This window comes from Microbacterium sp. OVT16B (assembly GCF_019969705.1).
Lineage (GTDB): Bacteria > Actinomycetota > Actinomycetes > Actinomycetales > Microbacteriaceae > Microbacterium > Microbacterium natoriense.
The window spans coordinates 2,075,064-2,100,104 of sequence record NZ_JAHXZA010000001.1 but is presented as its reverse complement, the minus strand read 5'-3'; the positions used below and the strand labels follow the sequence as shown (position 1 = coordinate 2,100,104).

The window sequence follows — 25,041 nt, the reverse complement described above, 5'->3', positions numbered from 1 at the left end:
AGCGGCGAGTGCGCTGACTAGACTTGAGGCGTGTCTGAAATCACCCCTGATCTTGTGCGCCATCTCGGCGTGCTCGCGCGCATCCAGCTGAACGACGACGAGGTGACGCGGCTCACGGGCCAGCTCGACGCCATCGTCGACAACATCGCGAAGGTGTCGGAGGTCGCCACCGCCGACGTCGTGGCGACGAGCCACCCGATCCCGCTGAGCAATGTCTTCCGCCCCGACGTCGTCGGGCAGACCCTCACGCACGAGCAGGTGCTCCAGAACGCACCCGACGAGGCCGACGGCCGTTTCCGTGTGACCGCGATCCTGGGAGAAGAGCAGTGAGCGACATCATCCGCCTGACCGCGGCGGAGCTCGCCGACAAGCTCGCCGCCCGCGAGGTGTCCAGTGTCGAGGCGACGCAGGCGCACCTGGACCGCATCGCGGCCGTGGACGGCGATGTGCACGCTTTCCTGCATGTGAACGAGGGCGCTCTCGCCGCCGCCGCCGAGCTCGACGCCCGCCGCGCCGCGGGGGAGGACCTCGGCCCCCTCGCCGGCGTGCCGCTCGCGATCAAGGACGTGCTGGTCACCACCGACCAGCCGACCACGAGCGGCTCGCGCATCCTCGAGGGCTACCGGTCCCCGTACGACGCGACCGTCGTCGCGCGTTCTCGCGCAGCGGGCCTCATCCCGCTCGGCAAGACGAACATGGACGAGTTCGCCATGGGCTCGTCGACCGAGCACTCGGCGTACGGTCCGACGCGCAACCCGTGGGATCTCGACCGCATCCCCGGCGGCTCCGGCGGAGGCTCCGCCGCCGCAGTGGCCGCCTTCGAGGCCCCGCTGGCGCTGGGCTCCGACACCGGCGGCTCGATCCGGCAGCCGGCGCACGTCACCGGCACGGTCGGCGTGAAGCCCACCTACGGCGGCGTGAGCCGCTACGGTGCGATCGCACTCGCGTCGAGCCTCGACCAGGTCGGACCCGTGTCCCGCACGGTGCTCGACTCCGGTCTGCTCCACGATGCGATCGGCGGACACGACCCCAAGGACTCCACCTCGCTGCGTGACCAGTGGCCGTCCTTCGCGGCAGCCGCTCGTGAGGGCGCCAGGGGCGACGTGCTCAAGGGGCTCAAGGTGGGCGTCATCCGCGAGCTGCCGGACAGCGGCTTCCAGGCGGGCGTCGCCGAGTCCTTCCGTGCGTCGCTGGCGCTCATGGAGGCGCAGGGAGCCGAGATCGTCGAGATCGGAGCCCCGCACTTCGAGTACGGCGTCGCCGCGTACTACCTGATCCTTCCCGCGGAGGCATCGAGCAACCTCGCGAAGTTCGACTCGGTGCGCTTCGGTCTGCGGGTCACCCCGGAGGGCAACCCGACGGTCGAGGACGTGATGTCCGCGACCCGTGACGCCGGTTTCGGTGACGAGGTCAAGCGCCGCATCATCCTCGGCACCTACGCACTGTCTGCGGGCTACTACGACGCCTACTACGGCAGTGCGCAGAAGGTCCGCACCCTCATCCAGCAGGACTTCGCGAACGCCTTCGCGGAGGTCGACGTGATCGCCACGCCGTCGGCGCCGACCACGGCGTTCAAGCTCGGCGAGAAGATCGACGACCCGCTGCAGATGTACCTCAACGACATCACGACGATCCCGGTGAACCTCGCCGGCGTTCCCGGCATCTCGATCCCCAGCGGCCTCGCCGCCGAGGACGGGCTGCCTGTCGGCATCCAGTTCATCGCTCCGGCGCGCGAGGACGCCCGTCTGTACAAGGTCGGTGCGGCTCTCGAGGCCGTGCTGCTCGACTCGTGGGGTGCGCCGCTGCTCAGCCGTGCACCGCAGCTCGTGGGAGGGACCCGCTGATGGCCACCGCCAAGCTCATGGACTTCGACAAGGCGCTGGAACTGTTCGAGCCGGTGCTCGGCTTCGAGGTGCACGTCGAGCTCAACACCAACACGAAGATGTTCTCGGACGCGCCGAACCCGGCGAACGAGGCCTATCACGCGGCCGAGCCGAACACGCTCATCGCGCCGGTGGACCTCGGCCTGCCCGGATCCCTCCCGGTGGTGAACGAGACGGCCATTCGCTCGTCGATCAGCCTCGGTCTCGCGCTCGGCTGCTCGATCGCCGAGTCCAGCCGGTTCGCGCGGAAGAACTACTTCTACCCCGACCTCGGCAAGAACTACCAGATCTCGCAGTACGACGAGCCGATCGCGTACGAGGGGTCTGTCGAGGTGGAGCTCGAGGACGGGACCATCGTCCAGATCCCGATCGAGCGCGCGCACATGGAGGAGGACGCAGGCAAGCTGACCCACATGGGCGGCGCGACCGGACGCATCCAGGGCGCGGAGTACTCGCTCGTCGACTACAACCGTGCGGGCGTGCCGCTTGTCGAGATCGTCACCAAGACGATCTTCGGCGCCGAGCATCGTGCACCGGAGGTCGCCAAGGCGTACGTCCAGACCATCCGCGACATCGTCCGCAGCCTCGGCATCTCGGAGGCTCGGCTCGAGCGGGGCAACCTCCGCTGCGACGCGAACGTCTCGCTGCGCCCCCGTGGCCAGGAGAAGCTCGGCACGCGCACCGAGACCAAGAACGTCAACTCGATGCGCTCGGTCGAGCGCGCGGTCCGCTACGAGATCCAGCGCCAGGCGCAGATCCTTGCCGACGGCGGGACGATCACGCAGGAGACGCGTCACTGGCACGAGGACACCGGCACGACCTCGCCCGGCCGTCCCAAGTCGGACGCCGACGACTATCGCTACTTCCCCGAGCCCGACTTGCTGCCCGTGCAGCCGGCCGCCGAGCTCGTCGAGGAGCTGCGCGCCGCGCTCCCCGAGCAGCCGGTGGCACGTCGTCGTCGTCTGATGGCGGAGTGGGCCTTCACGGATCTGGAGTTCCAGGACGTCCGCAACGGCGGCCTGCTCGAGGTCGTCGAGGCGACGATCGCCGCGGGCGCGACGCCCGCCACCGCGCGCAAGTGGTGGACAGGCGAGATCACCCGCCTCGCGAACGCGCAGGAGAAGGATGCGTCCGACCTGATCAGCCCGGAGAACGTCGCCGCGCTCCAGAAGCTGGTCGACGCGGGCACGCTCACCGACAAGCTGGCCCGTCAGGTGCTCGAGGGCGTCATCGCCGGCGAAGGCACCCCGCAGGAGGTCGTGGACGGACGCGGACTCGCCGTGGTGTCGGACGACGGCGCGCTGATCGCCGCGATCGACGAGGCACTGGCCGCACAGCCCGACGTCCTCGCCAAGATCAAGGACGGCAAGGTCCAGGCCGCCGGGGCCGTGATCGGCGCGGTCATGAAGGCCATGAAGGGCCAGGCCGACGCCGCACGCGTGCGCGAACTGGTCCTGGAGCGCGCAGCGCAGTAGTCGTCATCGTCTCCCGGGCCCGATGTCAGAGGCCCGGGAGACAATGGACTCATGGGACACGGCGACGGCAGAGGGCGCATCGTCTCGCCCGACGGCGCCGACGATGCGGGCACGCGGATCCTCCACGTCGACATGGACGCGTTCTACGCCGGCGTCGAGGTTCTCGATGACCCGAGTCTTCGCGGTCTGCCGCTGATCATCGGGGCGCCGGACGGACGTTCGGTCGTCTCCAGCGCCTCCTACGAAGCCCGCAGGTACGGCGTCCGCGCCGCGATGCCCGTGTCGCAGGCGATCAGGCTCTGCCCGTCCGCACGCATCGTCCTGCCGCACTTCCACCGGTATCAGGAGGTGTCGAAGCAGGTGATGGCGATCTTCGAATCGTTCACACCGCTGGTCGAACCGCTGTCGGTGGACGAGGCCTTCCTCGACGTGCACGGCGTCAGAAGGCTCTGGGGGAGTCCCGCTCGCATCGCGCAGCTCGTGCGCGAACGCGTGCAGGACGAGGTGGGGATCACCTGCAGCGTCGGGGTCGCCGCGACCAAGCACGTCGCGAAGATGGCGTCGACGATGGCGAAGCCCGACGGACTGCTCGTGGTCGCCGCGGCCGACACCATCGACTTCCTCGCGCCGCGGCCGGTCCGGGCGATGTGGGGCGTGGGGCCGAAAGCGGCCGAGGCGCTGGAGGGGCGCGGCATCCGGACCATCCGCGACATCCGCGAGAGCTCTCAGGACATGCTGGATCGTGCCGTGGGGCCGGCGCTCGGCATCCGTCTCGCGCAGCTCGCTCGGGGCGAAGACGCGCGCATGGTCGAGACCGAGCGCATCGAGAAGAGCATCGGGCATGAGGAGACCTTCGAGACGGACGTGACCGATCGCGTGTTCCTGCGCGCGGAGCTGCTCCGACTCGCCGACCGTGTCGCCGCTCGTCTGCGACGCGCGGAGTGGGAGACCGGGACGGTGGCGATCAAGGTGCGCTTCGACGACTTCCGCACCCTGAGCAGATCGCAGACCCTCGCGGAGCCGACAGCGGTCGGTCAGCGCATCGGCGAGGCGGCGCAGACGCTGTTCGAGCAGATCGAGAGCCGGGATCCGGTCCGTCTCGTGGGGGTCCGCGCCGAGAAGCTGCGCCCCGCGGGCGGCGGAGGCATCGGCCTGTGGGACGACGACGAGGATTGGCGCAGGGTCGAGGGCGCCATGGACGACGCCGTCGCGAGGTTCGGCACGGCGACCATCACCCGTGCGCGCCACATCGGACGGGGAGAGGGCAGAGGAGCGGCGCGCCATCCGAAGGATCACGGCCTGGATTGAGGCCCATCCGTCTGGTGCGTCGGCTAGCGTGGACACATGCCCCACATTGCACTGGAACTCGGTAAGCAGGCCGCCTCGTTCGGCGTGAAGAGCGCGTACGGCGAGCCCCAGGATGTCGACGGCGCGAGCATCACGCCCGTCGCCCTGGCCATCACCGGGTTCGCCGGCGGCAGCGCCGAGGCGGGAGAGGGCGGAACGGGCGGCGGCATCGCGGTGCCCGTCGGCGTCTACATCCGCCGCGAAGAGGGCCTCCGGTTCGAGCCGAACATCATCACCCTCCTCGTCGTCGCCGGTCCGTTCGTCTGGATCGCCGGTCGTGCGATCACCCGCATCATCCGTGCTCTCAAGAAGTGACGATCCGGTAGCGGCTGCGCTCGACCGTGCGGCCGGGCTCATCGAGGCCGACATCCGCGCCCTCGCGGCAGCGAACCCCGTTGTCCTGATCGACGGCCGCAGCGGCGCGGGCAAGACCTCGCTTGCGCGTCGTGTCGCGTTGCGCTGGCCCGTCGCGGGGCCGGTGCAGCTGATCGCCCTGGACTCGATCTACCCGGGGTGGGATGGCCTCGACGCGGGCGCGGAACGCGCACTCGAACGGATCCTGCGGCCGCACGGGCGGGGATACCACAGCACCTGGAACCGCTGGGACTGGGAGCGGGGCGCAGAGGCCGAGAGCTACGCGGTCAACCCGGCACTCGGGCTGATCATCGAGGGAAGCGGCATCCTCACATCGGCGAGCGCGGCGATCGCCGATGTGCGCGTGTGGGTGGAGTCCGCCGAGACCGGTCGCAAGGCCAGGGCGCTCGCGCGTGATGGTGAGACCTACCGTCCGCACTGGGAGAGATGGGCGGCCCAGGAGTCGCGGCACATCGAGAGGGATGCTCCACGCGAGCTGGCCACGCGGATCATCGACGTTCCCTAGTCGGTCAGTCGAGAGACTCGTCCGCGGCCTCGATGAGCAGCTCGAGTCGATAGCCCAGCCAGTCGTAGACGTGGAACCGTCGGTCCTCCGGGTCGTGATGCTCATCGTCCACGATGCCGAGTCGGCTGGCGACGACGAGCCTCACCGCCGTGAGCGTCCGCAGCCACGCGTCGACGTCGCTCGCCTCGATGGCGAGATCGTGTTCGGCGAACGCCTGTTCCTCTGTGAGATCGGCGAACTCGGAGCGCAGCGGCTCCAGCGCGGCGCGGACGGTCGCGGTGTCCGCCGAGCGCCTGTCGAGCAGCTCGTCTCGTGTCGCCGCCGCGAACTCGTCAGCGGCATCTGCGTCGTCAGGGTAGGCGCTCGGGGTCAACCGTGCGACGGCGGGGTCGCTGAGGTCGCGCTGACCGCCGACCAGATCGGCGAACTCGCCCAGGATCTCCGCGAGCTGGACCGCCTCGATCGGCGCCATGCTGATCCGCACCGTCCCCGCGTTCATGCGGGCGCCTTCCGGACCGTGGCCCAGAGCCCGAAGTCGTGCATCGCCTGCGCGTGCACCTCCATGGTCTCGCGAGGCCCGGTCGCGACGATCGCGTGCCCGTCGTGGTGCACGGCGAGCATGAGCTGGGTGGCGCGGTCGAGGGAGTATCCGAAGTACGTGCGGAAGACGCGCACGACGTAGCTCATCAGATTCACGGGGTCGTTCCAGACGACGACCTGCCAGGGCTCCAGCGGAGCCGCGGAGAGATCGAGCTGTTCATCGAGTTCGGGGGAGGCGGCAGGAGCACTCATGCCCACCCCAGTTCGTGCAGCTGCTCGTCATCGATGCCGTAGAAGTGCGCGATCTCGTGGACGAGGGTCGTGTGCACCTCGTCGCGGAGCTCATCCAGGTCGTCGCACTCGGCGAGATGCGGCTCGCGGTACACGACGATGCGATCCGGCAGCTCTCCCATGCCGTACTGGCCGCGCTCGGTGATCGCGAGTCCGTCGTACAACCCGAGAAGGTCGAGGGTGCCGTCCTCAGGGCGATCCTCGACGACGAACACGACGTTGTCGAGCCCGTCGACCATGTCGTCGGGCAGGCGATCGAGCTCGTCGATCACGAGCTCCTCGAAGGCGTCCGCATCCATCTCCATCCCGTCCAGCCTATTCGGCTAGAGGCGGATGTGAGTTCTCTCACGAACGGCGGCCTCTTTTCGGAGCGGATGGAGAAGCGCGGGGCGGAAGCTCGGTGCATGGTCGTTCTGGAGCGCGCAGCAGATGAGGTCCCGCGGATCGGCGATGCCGTCCGCGGTCCCCGAGCGCGGTGGCGCGCGCCGATGGCGATCGGCGTCGGCGTCACGCTCGTCACGTATCTGGGCGCCGGGGTGCCGTCCTACTGGGGAGACGAGGCCGCCAGCGTGCTGTCGGCCGAGCGCTCATGGCCGAGCCTCTTCGCCGAGCTGAGCACGGTGGATGCCGTGCACGGTCTCTACTACTCGCTGCTCCACCTGTGGATCGGCGTGTTCGGCAGCACCGAATGGTCGACGCGGGCGCTCAGCGCGCTCGGCATCGGTGTCCTCGCGGCCGGAGTCGTCGTCCTGGGCGAGCGCTGGTTCGATCGCCGTATCGGCGTGCTCGCGGGCATCCTGATCGCGGTGATCCCCCGGGCGGGGGTTCTCGCCATCGAGACGCGAGGGTACGCGATCGCCGCGGCCGCCGCCGTGTGGGTCACGATCCTCTTCGTCCGGCTCGTGGACCGAGACGGACGGCGGCGCGGCTGGATCCTCTACGGCGTCGCCGTCGCGGTGAGCGCCACGTTCTTCCTCTATCTGCTCCTCATGCCCCTGGTGCACCTCACCGTCCTCCTCGTCGACCGCGCGTGGACGCGCCGTCCGCGGGTCCTCCGCCGCTGGCTGGTGTCGATGGTGCTCGCCGCCGTCCTCGCGCTGCCGATCATGATGAGTGCCCAGCAGCAGAAGGGGCAGGTGGAGTTCCTCGCCCGCCGTGGGTACATGACTCCGACGGGCTGGTTCGTGACGCCGTGGTTCGGCCACGTCGGAGCGGCGGCGCTGCTGATCCCCGTACTCCTGATCGGCATCATCGCCGTCGTGCTTCGGAGGCCGCGGAGGGAGGGCGCCGCCCCCGTCATCGTCTGGCTTCTCGCCCCCGGCATCGTGCTGGTGCTCATCGACGTCCTGTTCTCTCCGACCTTCAACCCCCGCTATCTCTCCTTCAGCCTCGGAGCCGTCGCGATGCTCCTCGCCTCAGGGGTCTGGGCGATCCTCGATCTGGCGCGTGGGGTGGCAGGCAGACGGGGCCTCCTGGGCTCGTCCGCAGCGTTGATCATCCTCGGAACGCTCCTGCTCGCGCCCGAGTTCGTGCACGAGCGCGGTGTGTATGCGAAGGACGGCGGCGCCGACGGCAGGGCCGCCGCCGCGCAGGTCGCATCGATCGGGCGACCAGGCGACACGGTCCTGTTCGGCACGGGCACCAGGCCCTCGCGTGCACCACGGCTCGTCTACCGCCTGTACCCGGAGGCGTTCCAGGGCATGAGCGACCCGCAGCTGATCACCGCCGCAGAGGACACGGACGGGCTCTGGGATCGCCTGGCCACCGTCGAGTCCGTCGCTCCTGATCTCTCCGCCGGGACCGTGTGGCTCCTGGAGACCGGATCGACCGGGTCCGCCGACGCGGACGTCGCAGCTCTCCAGCGGGCGGGATTCACCGAGGTCTCGCGTACGGACATCAATCGCACCGTCGTCTACGAGTTCCAGAAGGGAACACCATCATGAGCCAGCGCACCGTGGTCGTCCTGCCCACGTACAACGAGATCGAATCCCTTCCCGAGGTCGTCGGGCGGCTGCGTGCGGAAGCGCCCGACGTCGACGTGCTCATCGTCGATGACGCCTCTCCCGACGGCACCGGGGAACTGGCTGACCTGCTCGCGTCTCGCATGCCGCAAGTGAGGGTGCTGCATCGAGCGGAGAAGCAGGGCCTCGGCCCGGCATACATCGCCGGTTTCGCCGAGGCGGCCGCGCTCGGGTACGAGGTGATCGTCCAGTCGGATGCCGACGGCTCCCATCGCCCGGAGGACCTTCCTGCGATGCTCTCCGCGCTGGACTCGGCGGATGTGGTCATCGGATCGCGCTGGGCCGCCGGCGGCGCGGTGGAGCGCTGGTCCGCAGGACGGTATCTCCTCTCTCGAGCGGGGAGCCTCTACGCCGGCCTCCTCCTCCGCATTCCGAACAAGGACATCACGGGCGGCTATCGCGCATTCCGCACCGAGGCTCTCCGCCGCATCGCACCGGAACAGGTGACGAGCCGGGGCTACTGCTTCCAGATCGAGATGCTCGACCGTGCCGTGCGCACCGGATGCCGCATCGCCGAGGTTCCCATCACCTTCGACGACCGCCTGCACGGCGAGTCGAAGATGTCGGGTCGCATCGTGTTCGAAGCGCTGCGCCAGGTCACCCGCTGGGGCATCGAGAGGAGGTCCGGCAAGGGTGACCGCGTCGACGCGACGCATGCGGAGGTGGCCCGTGTCTGAACTCCGTCGGACACGTCTCGGGGGACTGGCCGAGCAGATCGTGAAGTTCGCTGCCGTCGGCGGAGTCGGACTGATCGTCGACGTCGCCGTGTTCAACCTGCTCCTGCTGCATCCGATACCGGTCGCGGCCTGGCCGATGGTCGCGAAGGTCGTGTCCACGGCCCTCGCGATCGTCGTGAACTGGGTCGGCAACAGGCTCTGGACCTTCCGGGATCGCCGCAGAGCGGATGCCGCGCGCGAAGCGGTCGAGTTCTTGATCGCCAGCCTCATCGGAAGCGGGGTCTCGCTGCTGTGCCTCGGTGTGTCGCACTACCTCCTGAACCTCACGACGACCGTCGATGACAACGTGTCTGCGAACGTGATCGGACTGCTCGCCGGCTCGGCCGTCCGCTTCGCGGCCTATCGTTGGTGGGTCTTCGCGGAGCGCGGGGATCAGACCCGGGAGGCGGTGAAGGTCACGACGACGGTCGCGCCGACTCCCTGACGGTTCTCGACGCGAGCACCCCCTCCCGCCTTCTGGGCGAGTCGGGCGACGATCGCGAGGCCCAGGCCGCTTCCGGGGTAGGTCGGTGCGCTACCGCGAACGAACCGCTCGAAAGCGCGCTGTGCGACCTCGGGGTCGAATCCTCCCGCGTTGTCGCCCACGGAGAGCTCGATCGCGGCGGGAGACTGCGTGAGGGTGACGGTGACGCTCACCGGGCCGTCCGCCGCGCCGATCGAGTTGTCGACGAGGTTCTCCACGATCCTCCCGAAGTCGTCTGCAGAGATCGGGACGACGGCGGACTCCGCATCGACCACGACGTGGAAGTCGAGATCGAGCTCATGCCCAGGGCCGAGCTCCGAGGAGCGCAGACGCAGTCGGTCGATGCTGTCGGTCAGGGTCGAGGAGAGTTGAGACACGGTGGCCGAACCGGTGCCGTCGACGGAGTCGATCCGTGACAGCTGCAGAAGCGCATCGGCGGTTCTCGTCAGACGAGTGAGAGTCGCGCGGGCGTCGTCGAGGACGGCGGCGTCGGCATCGGCATCGAACCCGTCGACGAGCTGGAGCTGCGCCTGCAGGACGGCGAGCGGGTTGCGGAGCTCATGGCTCGCGTCGGACACCATCTGGCGCTCCCGGTCGCTGGCCGCACGCATGCGTTCGAGGAGGTCGTTCAGAGTGCGGGCGAGATCGGCGAGCTCGTCGCGCGATGCTCCGACAGGAAGCAGCTCGCCGCGACGCGACACGGCGAGGGACTCCGCACTGCGCCGCATCCTCTCCACCGGGCGGAGCGCGGCGCCCGTGACGAACCACGAGCCGAGAGCGAACACGAGCGCTCCGACGAGCAGGATGCCGGTCAGCAGGAGGATGACCTCGGAGAGCACGTCGTCGGCGATGTCCGCGTCCCGCGTCGCGAGCACGTACCAGGTGCCGTCTGCCGTCTCCACGGGGTCTACGTAGACGTAGAAGCCCTCCTGTGGCGTGCTGACGCTGTGCAGGCGGGGACCGTCGGCGATGAACTCGGCGACGCGGTCCGCGACGCCCTCGGGGAGCGTGTTCATCCGCTCGACGCCGTCCGGGGCGACGATCGCGACGTGCTGGTTCGCACCGGGCTTTTCGAAACGCGCATCCGGATTGTCCTGGATCACCCCGCGGTAGACCTCGGTGATGCCGTGGAGCACCGCCTTCTCCTTCTGCTCGACGATGCCCGTCAACTGCGCGAACACGATGGCCGAGGCGATGGCGAGCACGAGCACCGCGGCGACGGTCGAGCCGATCGTGACCCTGGCGCGCAGGGAGAGACGGCGTCTCATCGATCGTCCTCTGCGAGCAGACGGAAACCGACTCCGCGCTCGGTCACGATCTGCGCACCGGACCCCGCGGCTTCCAGCTTCCGGCGCACGTAGCCCACGTACTGATCGACCACGTTCGATTGGAAGTGCTCTGAGCCCCAGACCTCCGCGAGCAGCTCCGATCGAGCCACCGTCGACCCGAGCCGCTGGACCAGCATCTTCAGCAGGTCGAACTCGCGCCTGCTCAGGAGCACCTCCTCGCCACCCACGGCGACCGTCCCCCGGTCGACGGCGAGCGTGAGATCGCCGGCCGTGAGGCGGAGCCGGAGGGAAGCGTCGCGGCGGGTCAGCACGCGGAGTCTCGCGAACAGCTCGGCGAAGTCGAACGGCTTGATCAGGTAGTCGTCGGCGCCGGAATCGAGGCCGTGCACGCGGTCGTCGATCGCGTTGCGCGCCGTCAGCATGAGGACCTTGATCTGCTCGTCATGCTGCTTCAGACGTCGGCACAACTCGAATCCGGTCATTCCCGGCATATTCACGTCGACGATCGCGAGATCGAAGCTCCGGGTCGAGGCGGCAGAGAGGGCGGCGATGCCGTCGGCAGCCGTCTCCGTCTCGTACCCTTCACGCTGGAGATGCCGTGCCACGAGGCCGGCCAGCAGCGGTTCGTCATCGACGACGAGCACCCGGGTAGACACAGCGCGAGTCTATGTCAGCGACCTCAGTGCAACAGCACCAGAAGCGCAGCGACCGCGATGAAGAGCACGCCGAAGACGGTGTTGAGAACGCGCTGACCTCTCGCGGACCGCGTGAGCCGCCGGAACGGACGGGCCGCCGCGGCGAAGAAGCCCCACATGACGACGACGTCGACGGCGATCGACGTCGTGATAATCGTCAGGTACTGGGGGAGCTGGGGCTGGTCGAGACGGACGAACTGCGGGATGAAGGCGAGGAAGAAGACGATGGCCTTCGGGTTCAGCAGATTGACCCAGAGTCCGCGACGGATCATCGACCAGCGACCTTCGCGGGGGACCTCGGCGAGCGCGTCCTCATCCTCGGAGGCGATCGTCGGCTTCGTCAGGATGAGCCGGATGCCGAGATACACGAGGTAGGCGGCGCCCGCGTAGCGGATGACGTTGAAGAGGGTCTCCGAGCGGGAGACGATGAGGCCGACGCCCGCTGCGACGATCACCACATGGATGATGAGGGCGATCTGCTGCCCGATGATGCCCCAGATCGATCGCCGCCAGCCCTGACTGAGCGAGTTCGACATCGTGTTGATGGCACCGGCGCCGGGGGTGAAGCTGATCACGATGCACGCGGTGAGCAGCGAGACCCAGAGCGCGACAGACACGTCGTCATTCTAGGGCTCGCCGCCCACCGCGTTCCGCTCACCGCGACGGCTGCAGGTCTATGCGCCGGAGGAGTTGGGCGTTCAGAGCGACCACGATGGTCGAGAGCGACATCAGCACCGCGCCCACCGACATCGGCAGGACGAATCCCACCGGGGCGAGGACGCCCGCGGCCAAGGGTACCGAGATCAGGTTGTATCCGGCGGCCCACCACAGGTTCTGCGTCATCTTGCGGTAGCTCGCCGCGGACAGGTCGATGACGGACTTCACGGCGCGCGGGTCGCTGCCCGCCAGGATCACGCCCGCCGAGGCGATGGCGACGTCGGTGCCTGCGCCGATGGCCAGACCGACGTCGGCCTGGGTGAGTGCGGGAGCATCGTTCACGCCGTCGCCGACCATCGCCACGCGTCGCCCTTCCTGCTGCAGTGCCCGAACGATCTTGGCCTTGTCTTCCGGACGGACGCCCGCATACACCCGATCGATGCCGAGCTCGGCCGAGACGTGGTCGGCGACCGCCTGCGCATCGCCCGTGATCATCACGACCTGCACACCGCGAGCGTGCAAGTCGCCCACGGCCTGGTGGGACTCGGGGCGGACCTCGTCGGCGAGACGCAGCGCGCCGACGACACGGTGGTCGACGAGGACGTGGAGGATGATCGCTCCTTCCGTGCGCCAGTCGTCGGCGACCGGAAGCTCGGACAGGCCGTGCTCCTCCAGCAGGTGGGGACCGCCCACCTGGACCACGCGTCCGTCGACTCTGGCGCTCACGCCGATCGCGGGAGACGAGGAGAAGTCGGTGGATGCGGGCACACCCAGCTCACGATCCTCAGCGGCACGGACCAGGGCCTTGGCGAGGGGATGCTCCGAGTCGCGCTCAGCGGCCGCGGCGAGAGCCAGCACCTCCTCGGAGGACAGTCCACCAGACGGCACGATTGCGGTGACGGCAGGAGTGCCCTTCGTGAGGGTTCCGGTCTTGTCGAACAGGACCGTGTCGATCGTGCGCATCGTCTCGAGTGCCAGCCGGTCCTTCACGAGGACCCCCGCCTTCGCCGCCCGCTCCGTGGCGATCGACACCACGAGGGGGATGGCGAGTCCCAGAGCGTGGGGGCAGGCGATCACGAGGACGGTGATGGTTCGCACGACGGCCTCGTCGGGCATGCCGACGGCCGTCCAGACCACAGCGGTGATCAGCGCGGCTCCGAGCGCGAACCAGAACAGCCAGGCCGCGGCGCGATCGGCGATGCGCTGCGCACGCGACGACGACGCCTGGGCATCGGCGACGAGCCTGCGGATGCCGGCGAGGGCGGTGTCATCGCCCACGGCGTCGATTCGCACCCGCAGCCCGGAGTCGGTCGCGACGGTGCCCGCCACGACACGGTCGCCCGTCTCACGGCGCACGGGCTTGGACTCTCCCGTGATCATCGACTCATCGATGCTGGCCGAACCCTGCACGATGATTCCGTCGGCCGGGAGGCGTCCGCCAGGACGGACGACCACGATGTCGTCGAGGCGCAGGTCTGCGGGGGCGACCTTCGCGATGCGGTCGCCGTCGGCACGCTCCGCTTCGTCGGGGAGGAGAGCCGCGAGCGAGTCGAGCGCCGACGTCGTCTGAGCGAGAGACCGCATCTCGAGCCAGTGGCCGAGCAGCATGATGACGATAAGGAGGGCGAGCTCCCACCAGAATTCGAGTTCGTGGTGCAGGAGGCCGAGGCTCGCGCCCCAGGACGCGAGGAAGGCGACGCTGATCGCGAGCGCGATGAGCAGCATCATGCCGGGCTTCCGCGCCTTCAGCTCGGAGACTGCGCCGGTGAGGAAGGGGGCGCCACCCCATACGAACATCACCGTGCCGAAGAGCGGGGCGATCCAGCGTGCCCAGCCGTCGATCTCGTAGCCGAGGATCATTCCGAACATGGGGGAGGTTGCGACGACCGGCGCCGCGACGACGAGCATCACCCAGAACAGGCGCCGGAAGCGCTCCGTGTGACCGGCGTGACCGGCGTGGGAGTCGTGGCCTCCGTGAGCGTGCTGGTCGCCGTGAGCTTGTTGGGCGGGGTGAGCCTGCTGGTCAGCGTGCGGGTGCTGGTCGTCGTCGGGCTTGTGGCTCTGCTCGTGGCGATGCGTGGGGGAACCGTGATCTCCCGAGGACTGCGGAGTCGAGTGATGCGTATGTCCCTGCGCGACATGCTCGTGACTGTTCATGCTTACTTCAACCGGCATACCCCAGGTGGGTATTCCGGAACAGAGGGAATCGGTAGGCTGACCCGATGAGCGAGAACCTGGACGACGGTCCCTTCTTCCATGGCACGACCGCGGATCTGCGGGTCGGAGACCTGCTCACCGCAGGCTTCCGGTCGAACTATCGACCGGAGATCGTGATGAACCACATCTACTTCACGGCCCTGCGCGACGGAGCAGGACTGGCCGCGGAGATCGCGGGGGAACTGGGCGACGGCAGGCCGCGGGTGTACGAGGTCGAGCCGACGGGGGAGTTCGAGAACGACCCGAACGTCACCGACAAGAAGTTTCCGGGCAACCCGACGCGCTCTTTCCGCAGCACATCTCCGTTGCGTGTCGTGCGTGAGGTGACCGAGTGGACGCGACTGACCCCGGATGCGCTGCAGATGTGGCGCGAGCGTCTGGCGGCCATCCGCGCCGACGACCAAGCCGAGATCATCAACTGAGCGTCGAACAGGGAGCGGGAATGACGAAGGCCCCGGCTCAATGAACCGGGGCCTTCGCGCGTGGGGTGAGTAACGGGACTCGAACCCGCGACATCCGGCACCACAAGCCAGCGCTCTACCAGCTGAGCTATACCCACCATGTGCCCGCCGAAGCAGGCAACCACTCGAGTGTATTACATGTTGGGAGCGAACTTTGACACGACGTCGCTCGCGATGTCGCGAGCTTCGTCGCTGGTGGGGCCTGGTTCGTCGATGAACACCGCTTCGCGGTAGTACTGGAGCTCGCGGATCGACTCGAGGATGTCGGCCAGAGCCCGATGCCCGCCGTCCTTGGACGGAGCGTGGAAGAACACCCGCGGGTACCAACGGCGGGAGAGCTCTTTGATGCTCGAGACGTCGACGTTGCGGTAGTGCAGCCACTGGTCGATCTGCGGCATGTACTTCGCGAGGAACATCCGGTCGGTGCCGATGGTGTTGCCGGCGAGCGGCGCCTTCCGCTCCTGCGGGACGAACCGGCGGATGTACGCGAGCGTCTGTGCCTCGGCCTCGGCGAGGGGAACGCCCAGAGGGATCTCGTTGATCAGACCTGAGGTCTCATGCATCTTCGTGACGAAATCGTTCATGTTCGCCAGTGCTGCCTCGCTCGGCCGGATCACGATCTGGAAGCCGGGGTCCACCGGCTGAAGCTCGAAATCCGTGATGACGACGGCGATCTCGACGAGTTCGTCCACCGAGAGATCGAGTCCCGTCATCTCGCAATCGATCCAGACGAGTCGGTCGTTCTCGGAAGCAGATACCATGACGTCATCCTATCGACGGCACCGACATCGCCCGTCCGGCGCGGTACGGTAGGTGCATACGCCTCCGTAGCTCAGGGGATAGAGCAGGAGCCTTCTAATCTCTTGGTCGCAGGTTCGAATCCTGCCGGGGGCGCAACGATCCTCATCCGTTCCGGAGAGCGGCGACCGCATCGTCGGCACGCCAGAAGTCGCCGACGAGTCGGAACGACCCGGTCGCGAGGTGCAGCCGCTCGGCGCGATAGCGCATACCGAGAGGGTCGGGCATGACCCTCAGGTGGCCGAGCACGCGCCCCGCGCGGTCCTGCACGCGCCACAGATGCGCGGAGGCTCGCACGAGATGCTCCCTGGGGGACGCGAGTACGGGGGTGGCGAACGGCACCTCGGGCAATGATGTGATCAGGCTGTGCGACATCGTCGACTCCTTTCTGAATCGAACATATGACCGACCTCGGACATTCGGTCCGGCGGCACCGGTCTGTGCGGCCCGCGCACGAGTCGAGTTCTCCTGCACATGAATGTGCGCTGCTCGGGTTCTCCACGGTTACTGGGTTTCCGGTGTCCATCAGGGCGGAGGAGAGCGCACTCTGGAGCGATCCGGGCGATCGACCCGGCGTACAGAGGAGACGACGATGACCGACACGCTGACCGTCATGGGAAAGGTCGCGACAGACCCGACTCACAGCCGGACCACGACGGGGATCCCCGTGACGAACTTCCGCCTCGCGACCACGCACAGGAGATTCGATCAGGCGACGCAGACCTGGGTGGACGCCGGTACCAACTGGTACTCCATCGCGGCGTTCCGCCAGCTGGGCGAGCACGTCAAAGCCTCGCTGAGGACCGGGGACAGCGTGATCGTGACGGGCAGGTTGAAGATCCGCGCCTGGGAGGCCAACGGCAAGCAGGGAACGAGCGTCGACATCGATGCGGAGTCGATCGGTCACGATCTGCGGTGGGGGACCAGCGCCTTCCTCTCCGCGTCTCGGGCGGCCTCGGCCGAGCGCGCACGCGATCTCCCCGCCGGCGCAGCAACGCGCGGCGCGCTCGCACCGCCGACGGAGTCGGCACCGGACGGCGACTCCGTCACCGATGACGAGGAGTGGGCCGCTCAGGACGGCGCTGACACGATGACTGTCGGGGCGTCGGTGCCGTTCTGAGCGGTGCGCGACGGATCTCTCGGCCGATGCTCAAGATCGGTGGGGTCGGCCCGTAGACTCGGAGTCGTGCTACGACGACCGGCCTCATCCGTTCCGAGAGCGGCGGTCGCGGGTCTCGCCGCGGCTCTGATCCTCCTGCTCGCCGCTTGCGGCCCGACACCCTCGCCGTCTCCCTCAGCGTCGGATGCCGGCCCGTCGCCGACGCCGTCGGCCACTGCTGAGGGGCCGGCCTACGTGCCCGACGGCACTGCAGAGGACAACCTCCCCGTGTTCACCGCGATCACTGAGCAGATCTGGGCGACGGATCAGCGGGGTTCGGGTCGCGCATACATCGACGCCCTGATCGCCGCCGGATTCGACCGTGCCGCGATGCAGGTGACCCAGGACCAGTCCACTGTGGGGAACGCCGCGGAGAGTCTGCAGTTCTCCGTGCGCTGGGGTGATGCCGAGTGCCTGATCGGGCAGGTCGGGCCGTCTACGGGTGCACCCGTGACCGCGGTGATGCCGCAGCTCGCCGAAGGGCGCTGCCTGATCGGGAACACTCGCCCGATCGATTGGTGAGGGCCCCTCGATCATCGACGGGGCACTCTGCCGGGGCCGGTAGGCTGGAGTGTCGATCTTTCGACGCCGACAGAAGGAGTCTTTTCGGTGGCTGAGTACATCTACTCGATGGTCCGTGCGCGCAAGGCGGTGGGTGAGAAGCTCATCCTCGATGACGTCACGATGGCGTTCCTCCCGGGCGCGAAGATCGGCATGGTCGGTCCCAACGGCGCCGGAAAGTCGACGATCCTCAAGATCATGGCGGGGCTCGACACTCCGTCGAACGGTGAGGCCAAGCTGTCGCCCGGCTTCTCCGTCGGCATCCTGATGCAGGAGCCGGAGCTCGACGAGTCCAAGACGGTGCTCGAGAACATCCAGGACGGAATCGCCATCAAGGCGAAGCTCGACCGCTTCAACGAGATCTCCGCACTCATGGCGGACCCCGATGCCGACTTCGACGCGCTCCTCGCCGAGATGGGCTCGCTGCAGGAGGAGATCGACGCGGCGGACGGCTGGGATCTCGACTCCCAGCTCGACCAGGCCATGGATGCTCTGCGCACGCCGCCGGGAGACGCGGCGATCGCGCCTCTGTCCGGTGGTGAGAAGCGCCGTGTGGCGCTGGCGAAGCTCCTCCTCCAGAAGCCCGACCTCCTGCTCCTCGACGAGCCCACCAACCACCTCGACGCCGAGAGCGTGCTCTGGCTCGAGCAGCACCTGCAGGCGTACAAGGGCGCGGTGATCGCGATCACCCACGACCGGTACTTCCTCGACCACGTCGCCGAGTGGATCGCCGAGGTCGACCGCGGGCGCCTGATCGGCTACGAAGGCAACTACTCGACCTACCTGGAGAAGAAGGGCGAGCGCCTCGAGATCCAGGGCAAGAAGGACGCGAAGCTCGCCAAGCGCCTCAAGGAGGAGCTGGAGTGGGTGCGATCGAGCGCCAAGGGCCGCCAGACCAAGTCCAAGGCGCGTCTGGCCCGGTACGAGGAGATGGCGACCGAGGCCGAGCGGACGAGGAAGCTGGACTTCGAGGAGATCCAGATCCCCGCAGGTCCGCGCCTCGGCAGCATCGTGATCGACGCGAAGAAGCTCAAGAAGGGCTTCGACGGGCGCTCGCTCATCGACGGCCTCAGCTTCAGCCTTCCGCCGAACGGCATCGTCGGCGTGATCGGCCCGAACGGCGTGGGAAAGACGACGCTCTTCAAGACGATCGTCGGCCTCGAGCCCCTCGACGGCGGCGACCTGAAGATCGGCGAGACCGTCAAGATCAGCTACGTCGACCAGTCGCGCTCCAACATCGACCCGAACAAGACCCTGTGGGAGGTCGTGTCCGACGGGCTCGACTTCATCACGGTCGGCAAGACGGAGATCCCCTCTCGCGCGTACGTGTCGAAGTTCGGGTTCAAGGGACCCGACCAGCAGAAGAAGGCCGGCGTCCTCTCCGGCGGTGAGCGCAACCGTCTGAACCTGGCGCTGACGCTCAAGGAGGGTGGCAACCTGCTGCTCCTCGACGAGCCGACCAACGACCTCGACGTCGAGACCCTGAGCTCGCTCGAGAACGCGCTGCTCGAGTTCCCCGGCTGCGCCGTGGTCATCACCCACGACCGGTGGTTCCTCGACCGCATCGCGACGCACATCCTCGCCTACGAGGGCACCGACGAGAACCCCGACCAGTGGTACTGGTTCGAGGGCAACTTCGATGCGTACGAGCAGAACAAGATCCAGCGTCTCGGGGCCGACGCCGCGAAGCCGCACCGTTCGACGCACCGCAAGCTCACCCGCGACTGAGAACACGATGACCGCGCCGACGCCGGGACCCCGCCTGCACATTCCGATCCAGCTCCGCTGGGGCGATCTGGATGCGTTCAACCACGTCAACAACACCTCGATGCTGAAACTGCTCGAGGAGGCGCGCGTGCGCGCGTTCTGGCGTGCGGGTCCCGGCGAGCAGGCGCCGTCGACGGCGGTGCTCGACTCCGGCCTGGACGAGGGCATCCTGACCCTCATCGCCCGGCAGGAGATCGAGTACCTGGCGCCGGTTCCGTATCAGCGTCGGCCGCTCGAGGTCCAGATGTGGTTCGGGAAGCTGGGCGGTTCCAGCGTCGAGGTCTGCTACGAGGTGCACAACGACCCCACGGCCGAACCTCGGACGATCTACGCGCGTTCCACCGCCGTGATCGTTCTCGTCGACGCCGCGTCCGGGCGACCGACGCGACTCACTCAGGAGATGCGCGGCGCCTGGGAGCCGTACCTCGGACCGTCGATCGAGTACGCGCACCGCTGATCGCGCTTGTGCACCGCTGAGCACGCTCGTGGACTGCTGATCACGCGTGCATCGCGGATCACGTTCGTGGACCGCTGAGCCAGCACACGCATCGCTGATCGAGGATTCGCACAACTGAGCGAGCGGACATCACTGAGCGCGGAGCACAAGCCGGATACGATGCCCCGACTCAACGCGGCGCCTTGATTCAACGCGGGGCGGCGCGGTGCCTCGATTCGACGTTGCTTCCCGACTCAACGTGGCACTTGGACTCAAGGCGGCTTCTCAAGCCAACGTGGCTCTTCAACTCACCGACGCGCCTCGAGCCGGCGCGGATTCTCGACTCAACGGGGCTTCTCGACTCACCGAGGCACCTCAAGTCACCGCGCTACCTGGACTCAGCGCTGCCGCTCAGGTACGCGGATCATGATCTCCTGCGCGACGCTCGCCACCAGCTCGCCCGCGCGGGTGTAGATGCGTCCCTGCGCGAGACCCCGACCTCCTCGCGCGTTCGGGGACTCCTGGACGTACAGCAGCCACTCGTCCACGCGCGCCGGTCGGTGCCACCACATCGCGTGATCGAGGCTCGCGACCTTGAGTCCCGGCAGGCCCCAGAACACTCCGTGGGCGCGCAGGATGGACTCCTGGATCGTCATGTCGCTGAGGTAGGCGAGAGCCGCCCGGTGCAGGCGCTGGTCGTCGGGGAGCGGGGCGCGCAGGCGCATCCAGACCGCTTGACGCGGACGATTCGCATCGTCGCTCGGCAGGAAGAGCGGGGACTCCACGTGACGGACGTCTGCTGCACGATCGCTCAGCATCCGAGCCGTACCCGCGGGGAGGCCGTCGACGCGCGCTTCGTCGGGGAGCAGTGACTCCGGATCGGGCACGTCCGCGGGCATCGGGACCGCGTGATCGAGCCCCGGATCCTGATCCTGGAACGACGCGATCATCGAGAAGATCGGCACGCCGTTCTGATACGCCTGCGAGCGGCGGGTGGAGAAGGACCTGCCGTCATGGATGCGATCCACGGCGATCGTGATGCCCTGGCTCGCGTCGCCGGGTCGGAGGAAGTAGCCGTGCATCGAGTGCACCGCGCGGTCCTCCGGCATGGTCCGCTCTGCGGCGATCAGGCTCTGCGCGAGGACCTGACCTCCGTAGATGCGCCCGCTCGGCATCGGATGCGAGGAGCCCGTGAAGATGTCCTCCGTGGTCCGCGCCCTGGTCTCGTCCAGATCGAGAACCGCGAGAAGCTGTTCGACGGTGCGGATCGCGTGCGTGTCGACGGTCATGTGTTCCTTCCCGCGCCGGGGCGGCCGCTGGCGTTGCTAGTTTAGAGGGCGTGCCGCATCCCCTTCTCCTCGCCGATGCCGAAACGTCCAAGGACGTCCTGACCTTCGCTGGACGCTCCGCCAGGATCTCCGACGAAGGCGTTCGCCTGCAGGCGTCGAACGGGGTTCTCGCCCTCACCGCGGCGGCGCTCTCACCTCACGGGCTCTTCGATCAGACGCCCACGATCCTGGCCATGCGCATCGTGCACGCCGACCCCGAGCTCGAGTGCGACATCGTCGTCGACTCGCTCACCCAGAACACGGAGGATGCACGCGTGCTGGACCTCCCCGACACGGGACTCTCCCCGGCATGGGCGGGCATCGCTCCGCCCCGTGGCGCGTGGCAGCCGAGTGCGGAGCTGCCGGCATCGCTGATCGCTCAGCGCGCGCAGTGGGGGATCAGCGCGGTGGCGCACGGAGCGACACCGGGCGCAGGGGAGGAGGCCGTACGGGCCCTGCGCGCCGCGATCTGGGGCGAGCCCGACGAGGACCTCGGCGGCATCCCCCGGGGGGCCGCCTTCGCCGCCGACGCCTTCGGATTCATCTCGGGCGAAGAGCAGGTCAAGGTGATGACCTCGGGGCGCTGGACGAGACTCGCGTTCCGTCGAGGTCACGTGCTGCTGAGGGGGCCGGTGGCCATGGGCCTCACCGCAGTCCGGGGCACCGGCGCCGCGGACTGAGGCCGCGACCCGCCGAACAGACCAGCGCCCTCACGCGGACCGCTGAGGGCGCCATGTCGAGGGGCGAACGGACGGATGTCGCGCACGACGGCTGCTCCGCCGCAACCCCGGACTCAGCCGGCGGCCGCACGTCCCGCCTGGCGGCCCGAGAACAGGCAGCCGCCCAGGAAGGTCCCCTCGAGCGCGCGGTAGCCGTGCACGCCGCCCCCGCCGAATCCGCTCGCCTCTCCCGCGGCGAACAGACCGTCGATCGGCGAGCCGTCCTCCCGTAGCGCACGACCGTCGAGATCGGTGTTGATGCCGCCGAGGGACTTCCTCGTGAGCACGTGCAGCTTGACAGCCACCAGAGGCCCGGCCGCCGGGTCCTGCAGGCGGTGGGGAGCCGCAGTCCGGATCAGCCTGTCGCCGCGGTAGCCCCGCATGGATCGCAGCATCCCGATCTGGGAGTCCTTCGTGAACTCGTTCTCCATCTCGAGATCGCGGGCGATCACCTCGCGGCGGACACGATCGATGTCGAGAGCCTCGCCGCCGGGGTGGTTCCTCATCTGCTCCAGCAGCGACTCGAGGTCGTTCTCCACGATGAAATCCTCGCCCTCGTCGAGGAACGCCTGCACGGGACCGGTGGGTCCCTTGGCGAGCCGCGACTTCAGCAGCAGGCCCACGTCCTTGCCGGTGAGATCGGGGTTCTGCTCGCTCCCCGACAGGGCGAACTCCTTCTCGACGATCTGCCGCGAGGTGACGAACCAGGAGTGATCGTGACCCGTCGTGCGCAGGTGGGCGAGCGTACCCAGGGTGTCGAAGCCGGGGAACAGCGGAACGGGGAGTCGGGCGCCGGTCGCGTCGAGCCACAGCGACGACGGACCGGGGAGGATGCGGATTCCGTGCGACGGCCAGATCGGGTCCCAGTTCGTGATGCCCTCGACGTAGTGCCACATCCGGTCGCCGTTGACGAGCCGCGCGCCGGCGGCCTCCGCGACCGGGTGCATCGAGCCGTCGACGTACGCAGGAACGCCGGTGAGCATGTGCGCAGGGGGCGTGCCGAGCCGTTCGGGCCAGGCGGCGCGCACCATGTCGTGGTTTCCGCCGATGCCGCCCGAGCACACGATCGTCGCCGACGCGCTGATCTCGAAGTCGCCGATCTCCTCGCGAGATGAGACCTCTCCTCGCTCCGAACCGCTGCTGACGAGCATCGCGCCACGTGCGCCGGTGACGGCGCCGTCGGTCACGACGAGATCAGTGACGCGATGCCGCGGGAGGATCGTGATGCGGCCCTCCCGCTCTCCCTGCTCCACGCGGGCGGCGAACGGCGCAACGATCCCCGGACCGGTTCCCCACGTGATGTGGAACCTCGGCACCGAGTTGCCCGGACCGAGAGCGCCGTAACCGCCGCGCTCCGCCCACCCCACCACGGGGAAGAATCCGACGCCGCGCTCTCGCAGCCAGGAGCGCTTCTCACCGGCGGCGAACTGGAGATAGGCCTCGGCCCAGCGCCGTGGCCACTCGTCCTCTGGACGGTCGAATCCGGCGGTGCCGAGCCAGTCCTGCGTGGCGAGCTCCAGCGAGTCCCTGATCCCCATCCGGCGCTGCTCAGGGGAGTCGATGAAGAACAGTCCACCGAACGACCACCAGGCCTGACCGCCGAGGTTGGTGCGGGGCTCCTGATCGATCAGGATCACCTGCTTGCCGGCATCCAGAGCCTCGGAGGCCGCGACGAGACCGGCGAGCCCCCACCCGATCACCAGGACATCTGCGGACAGGGGCGTGTTCGTCATGAGTTCTCCGTTGATTCCTGACGTGAGCTGGTTTCGAGCGTCGGCCTGCCCGAGGCCGCGGGGCCGATTCCGGACGGTTCGAACGTGTTCACCATGGCATAGGCGGCGCGTTCGAGGTAGTCCCAGAGCGTCGCTTCGTGCAGAGGCGACAACTGCGCCTCCGTGACGCCGGTGCGCATGTGAGTCAGCCAACGATCGCGCGCATCGGGGTCGACGTGGAAGGGCATGTGGCGCATGCGGAGTCGCGGGTGTCCGCGAGTCTCGCCGTAGGTGGCGGGGCCGCCCCAGTACTGGACGAGGAAGAGCGTGAGCCGTTCTGCGGCCGGACCGAGATCCTCCTCGGGGTACATGGGCTTGAGGACCGGATCGAGGGCGACCTCGCGGTAGAACACCCCGACGATCCTCTCGAAGGTCTCGTAGCCGCCGACCTCGTCGTAGAACGTCATCGCTGCGGGGTCCCTTCGTCGCCGGTCTTCTTGTCGTCGTCAGCCTTCTTGCGCCGCCAGATCCCGCGCTCGGGAACAGCGGGGACGCCGGTGACGGCGTTCGGTCGGGTCTTCGGCGGGTTCGCACCGCGCACGCGCTGTGCGCCTTCCAGCCCCGTCGGGATCACGCCGACCATGCTGGGGATCGTGACGTCCTTCTCGAGGAGCGCCGCGCGCAGGCGCTTGCGTAGCTCCTGGGAGACGTCGTCCTTGGCATTGGCGCGCGCCTTGATGACGATGCGGACGACGAGAGCATCGCCCCCGATGGACTCCAGTCCCCACAGCTCCGGCTTCTCGACGATGCGGGTGCGCCACTTCGGATCCTTCGCGAGCCCCTGGGCCGTCTCCAGCATGGTGTGCTCGACGGCCTCCAGATCCGAGTCGGCCGCGACGCCGAGATCGATGATGACGCGGGCCCACCCCTGGGACATGTTGCCGATGCGGGTGACTTCGCCGTTGCGGACGTACCAGAGCGTGCCGTTGACATCGCGAACCTGGGTGATGCGCACGCTGACGTACTCGACCACGCCGCTGGCGAGGCCGAGGTCGACGACGTCGCCGATGCCGATCTGATCCTCGGCGACGATGAACATGCCGTTCAGGACGTCCTTGACGATGTTCTGGGCGCCGAAGCCGAGACCGGCGCCCACCGCAGCGGTGAGGAGCGTCAGGGAGCCGAGCAGCCTGTTGTCGATCGCGTTGACGATCAGCACGATCGCGATGATGACGAGCATCACGTTCACGATGTTCTGCAGGATGCTGCCGAGAGTCCGCGTCCGCTGCACGAGACGCATGTCAGCCAGCGGAGAGCGTTCGAGAGCCTGCGTGTCGTCGACCGCGGCCTTGCTCTTCGCGCTGTCGACGATGCGGTGCACCACGCGGCGGATGAGGACCCGCAGCACGAGCGCGATGAGCACGCAGCTCACGATGATGATGGCGATCGACAGGATGACTCCGCCGACGGGGAGCAGGACCGTCAGGACGCTCCGCAGCCACTCGGGCAGCGTCTGCACCCACTCGGGAAGCGGTGACTCGGCGGGGGGAGCGGTGACTTGGAAGGGGAACATCATCACTTCCAGATCCTAGCGATCAGGCCTCT

The 25,041-nt window shown here is 68.3% G+C and carries 28 protein-coding genes and 2 tRNA genes; 16 read left to right on the top strand and 14 right to left on the bottom strand.

Annotation, left to right across the window (positions count from 1 at the left end; genetic code table 11):
* The first annotated feature begins 30 nt into the window (after positions 1-30).
* Genes gatC through LC438_RS09970 form a run of 6 tightly spaced genes read left to right on the top strand, consistent with a single transcriptional unit; the run spans position 31 to position 5,585 of the window.
* Positions 31-330 (top strand): Asp-tRNA(Asn)/Glu-tRNA(Gln) amidotransferase subunit GatC, encoded by a 300-nt coding sequence (gene gatC, locus LC438_RS09995; protein WP_105674925.1) that lies wholly within the window; start codon positions 31-33, stop codon positions 328-330.
* Positions 327-1,844 (top strand): Asp-tRNA(Asn)/Glu-tRNA(Gln) amidotransferase subunit GatA, encoded by a 1,518-nt coding sequence (gatA, locus tag LC438_RS09990; protein ID WP_223586461.1) that lies wholly within the window; start codon positions 327-329, stop codon positions 1,842-1,844. The genes gatC and gatA overlap by 4 nt, the downstream gene beginning before the upstream one ends.
* Complete coding sequence (gene gatB, locus LC438_RS09985) at positions 1,844-3,358, top strand: Asp-tRNA(Asn)/Glu-tRNA(Gln) amidotransferase subunit GatB (protein ID WP_223586460.1); 1,515 nt, start codon at positions 1,844-1,846, stop codon at positions 3,356-3,358. The genes gatA and gatB overlap by 1 nt, the downstream gene beginning before the upstream one ends.
* 51 nt (positions 3,359-3,409) lie before the next feature.
* A complete protein-coding gene (gene dinB, locus LC438_RS09980; RefSeq protein ID WP_223586459.1) occupies positions 3,410-4,666 on the top strand; it encodes a DNA polymerase IV in 1,257 nt (418 codons plus the stop codon).
* A gap of 36 nt (positions 4,667-4,702) precedes the next feature.
* Positions 4,703-5,020 (top strand): hypothetical protein, encoded by a 318-nt coding sequence (locus tag LC438_RS09975; protein WP_105674933.1) that lies wholly within the window; start codon positions 4,703-4,705, stop codon positions 5,018-5,020.
* Positions 5,004-5,585, top strand: a complete 582-nt coding sequence (locus tag LC438_RS09970) for a hypothetical protein (RefSeq protein WP_223586458.1) — start codon at positions 5,004-5,006, stop codon at positions 5,583-5,585. The genes LC438_RS09975 and LC438_RS09970 overlap by 17 nt, the downstream gene beginning before the upstream one ends.
* A gap of 4 nt (positions 5,586-5,589) precedes the next feature.
* Here LC438_RS09970 and LC438_RS09965 read toward each other — a convergent pair whose 3' ends face one another.
* From LC438_RS09965 to LC438_RS09955, 3 genes are read right to left on the bottom strand one after another with little or no spacing between them, the layout of a single operon-like run.
* Positions 5,590-6,084, bottom strand: coding sequence for a DUF2017 family protein (locus LC438_RS09965; protein ID WP_223586457.1), 495 nt, complete (start codon positions 6,082-6,084; stop codon positions 5,590-5,592).
* Positions 6,081-6,377: an ATP-dependent Clp protease adapter ClpS gene (gene clpS / locus LC438_RS09960; protein ID WP_223586456.1), complete on the bottom strand. Its 297-nt coding sequence runs from the start codon at positions 6,375-6,377 to the stop codon at positions 6,081-6,083. The genes LC438_RS09965 and clpS overlap by 4 nt, the downstream gene beginning before the upstream one ends.
* Positions 6,374-6,721, bottom strand: a complete 348-nt coding sequence (locus LC438_RS09955) for a metallopeptidase family protein (protein WP_105674937.1) — start codon at positions 6,719-6,721, stop codon at positions 6,374-6,376. The genes clpS and LC438_RS09955 overlap by 4 nt, the downstream gene beginning before the upstream one ends.
* A gap of 99 nt (positions 6,722-6,820) precedes the next feature.
* On the opposite strand from LC438_RS09955, the gene LC438_RS09950 reads away from it, so the two are divergent.
* The 3 genes from LC438_RS09950 to LC438_RS09940 are packed head-to-tail and all read left to right on the top strand — an operon-like array spanning position 6,821 to position 9,598.
* Positions 6,821-8,359, top strand: coding sequence for a glycosyltransferase family 39 protein (locus tag LC438_RS09950; RefSeq protein WP_223586455.1), 1,539 nt, complete (start codon positions 6,821-6,823; stop codon positions 8,357-8,359).
* Positions 8,356-9,114 (top strand): polyprenol monophosphomannose synthase, encoded by a 759-nt coding sequence (locus LC438_RS09945; RefSeq protein WP_223586454.1) that lies wholly within the window; start codon positions 8,356-8,358, stop codon positions 9,112-9,114. The genes LC438_RS09950 and LC438_RS09945 overlap by 4 nt, the downstream gene beginning before the upstream one ends.
* Positions 9,107-9,598, top strand: a complete 492-nt coding sequence (locus LC438_RS09940; protein ID WP_223586453.1) for a GtrA family protein — start codon at positions 9,107-9,109, stop codon at positions 9,596-9,598. The genes LC438_RS09945 and LC438_RS09940 overlap by 8 nt, the downstream gene beginning before the upstream one ends.
* Here the strand turns inward: LC438_RS09940 and LC438_RS09935 are convergent.
* Genes LC438_RS09935 through LC438_RS09920 form a run of 4 tightly spaced genes read right to left on the bottom strand, consistent with a single transcriptional unit; the run spans position 9,547 to position 14,435 of the window.
* A complete protein-coding gene (locus LC438_RS09935; RefSeq protein WP_223586452.1) occupies positions 9,547-10,905 on the bottom strand; it encodes a HAMP domain-containing sensor histidine kinase in 1,359 nt (452 codons plus the stop codon). The genes LC438_RS09940 and LC438_RS09935 overlap by 52 nt on opposite strands.
* Complete coding sequence (locus tag LC438_RS18770) at positions 10,902-11,582, bottom strand: response regulator transcription factor (RefSeq protein ID WP_223586451.1); 681 nt, start codon at positions 11,580-11,582, stop codon at positions 10,902-10,904. The genes LC438_RS09935 and LC438_RS18770 overlap by 4 nt, the downstream gene beginning before the upstream one ends.
* A gap of 23 nt (positions 11,583-11,605) precedes the next feature.
* Positions 11,606-12,238 (bottom strand): LysE family transporter, encoded by a 633-nt coding sequence (locus LC438_RS09925; RefSeq protein ID WP_105674947.1) that lies wholly within the window; start codon positions 12,236-12,238, stop codon positions 11,606-11,608.
* Positions 12,239-12,275: 37 nt separating this feature from the next.
* A complete protein-coding gene (locus LC438_RS09920; protein WP_223586450.1) occupies positions 12,276-14,435 on the bottom strand; it encodes a heavy metal translocating P-type ATPase in 2,160 nt (719 codons plus the stop codon).
* 65 nt (positions 14,436-14,500) lie between these two features.
* Between LC438_RS09920 and arr the strand changes: the two genes are divergently transcribed.
* On the top strand, positions 14,501-14,917 hold the full coding sequence (gene arr / locus LC438_RS09915; protein ID WP_223586449.1) for an NAD(+)--rifampin ADP-ribosyltransferase: 417 nt from the start codon (positions 14,501-14,503) through the stop codon (positions 14,915-14,917).
* 61 nt (positions 14,918-14,978) lie between these two features.
* Here arr and LC438_RS09910 read toward each other — a convergent pair.
* Together LC438_RS09910 and orn are read right to left on the bottom strand one after the other, a co-directional pair.
* Positions 14,979-15,054 (bottom strand) — tRNA-His (locus tag LC438_RS09910).
* 36 nt (positions 15,055-15,090) lie between these two features.
* Positions 15,091-15,717, bottom strand: coding sequence for an oligoribonuclease (gene orn / locus LC438_RS09905; protein WP_223586448.1), 627 nt, complete (start codon positions 15,715-15,717; stop codon positions 15,091-15,093).
* A 60-nt stretch (positions 15,718-15,777) separates the two neighbouring features.
* On the opposite strand from orn, the gene LC438_RS09900 reads away from it, so the two are divergent.
* Positions 15,778-15,850: transfer RNA gene (locus tag LC438_RS09900), tRNA-Arg, on the top strand.
* A gap of 9 nt (positions 15,851-15,859) precedes the next feature.
* Here LC438_RS09900 and LC438_RS09895 read toward each other — a convergent pair.
* Positions 15,860-16,129: a hypothetical protein gene (locus LC438_RS09895; protein ID WP_223586447.1), complete on the bottom strand. Its 270-nt coding sequence runs from the start codon at positions 16,127-16,129 to the stop codon at positions 15,860-15,862.
* Between the two features lie 217 nt (positions 16,130-16,346).
* Between LC438_RS09895 and LC438_RS09890 the strand changes: the two genes are divergently transcribed.
* The 4 genes from LC438_RS09890 (at position 16,347) to LC438_RS09875 (ending at position 19,698) form a co-directional block, all read left to right on the top strand.
* Positions 16,347-16,874, top strand: a complete 528-nt coding sequence (locus LC438_RS09890; protein ID WP_105674957.1) for a single-stranded DNA-binding protein — start codon at positions 16,347-16,349, stop codon at positions 16,872-16,874.
* Positions 16,875-16,940: 66 nt separating this feature from the next.
* Positions 16,941-17,435, top strand: coding sequence for a hypothetical protein (locus tag LC438_RS09885; protein ID WP_181155905.1), 495 nt, complete (start codon positions 16,941-16,943; stop codon positions 17,433-17,435).
* 87 nt (positions 17,436-17,522) lie between these two features.
* Positions 17,523-19,202 (top strand): energy-dependent translational throttle protein EttA, encoded by a 1,680-nt coding sequence (ettA, locus tag LC438_RS09880; RefSeq protein WP_105674959.1) that lies wholly within the window; start codon positions 17,523-17,525, stop codon positions 19,200-19,202.
* Positions 19,203-19,209: 7 nt separating this feature from the next.
* On the top strand, positions 19,210-19,698 hold the full coding sequence (locus tag LC438_RS09875; RefSeq protein ID WP_223586446.1) for a thioesterase family protein: 489 nt from the start codon (positions 19,210-19,212) through the stop codon (positions 19,696-19,698).
* Between the two features lie 377 nt (positions 19,699-20,075).
* Here LC438_RS09875 and LC438_RS09870 read toward each other — a convergent pair whose 3' ends face one another.
* Positions 20,076-20,966 carry an acyl-CoA thioesterase II gene (locus tag LC438_RS09870; RefSeq protein ID WP_105674963.1) on the bottom strand — a complete coding sequence of 297 codons (891 nt, stop codon included), beginning with the start codon at positions 20,964-20,966 and terminating at the stop codon, positions 20,076-20,078.
* 50 nt (positions 20,967-21,016) lie between these two features.
* Here LC438_RS09870 and LC438_RS09865 point away from each other — a divergent pair, with 50 nt between their 5' ends.
* Positions 21,017-21,685 (top strand): hypothetical protein, encoded by a 669-nt coding sequence (locus LC438_RS09865; RefSeq protein ID WP_105674965.1) that lies wholly within the window; start codon positions 21,017-21,019, stop codon positions 21,683-21,685.
* A gap of 113 nt (positions 21,686-21,798) precedes the next feature.
* Here the strand turns inward: LC438_RS09865 and LC438_RS09860 are convergent, their stop codons facing one another.
* The 3 genes from LC438_RS09860 to LC438_RS09850 are packed head-to-tail and all read right to left on the bottom strand — an operon-like array spanning position 21,799 to position 25,012.
* The gene (locus LC438_RS09860) at positions 21,799-23,457 is read right to left on the bottom strand and encodes an FAD-binding dehydrogenase (protein WP_105674967.1); all 1,659 of its coding nucleotides are present in this window, start codon (positions 23,455-23,457) and stop codon (positions 21,799-21,801) included.
* Entirely contained in the window at positions 23,454-23,903 is a 450-nt protein-coding gene (locus tag LC438_RS09855) for a globin (protein WP_105674969.1), read from the bottom strand. The genes LC438_RS09860 and LC438_RS09855 overlap by 4 nt, the downstream gene beginning before the upstream one ends.
* On the bottom strand, positions 23,900-25,012 hold the full coding sequence (locus LC438_RS09850) for a mechanosensitive ion channel family protein (protein ID WP_105674971.1): 1,113 nt from the start codon (positions 25,010-25,012) through the stop codon (positions 23,900-23,902). The genes LC438_RS09855 and LC438_RS09850 overlap by 4 nt, the downstream gene beginning before the upstream one ends.
* Positions 25,013-25,041 lie beyond the last annotated feature (29 nt).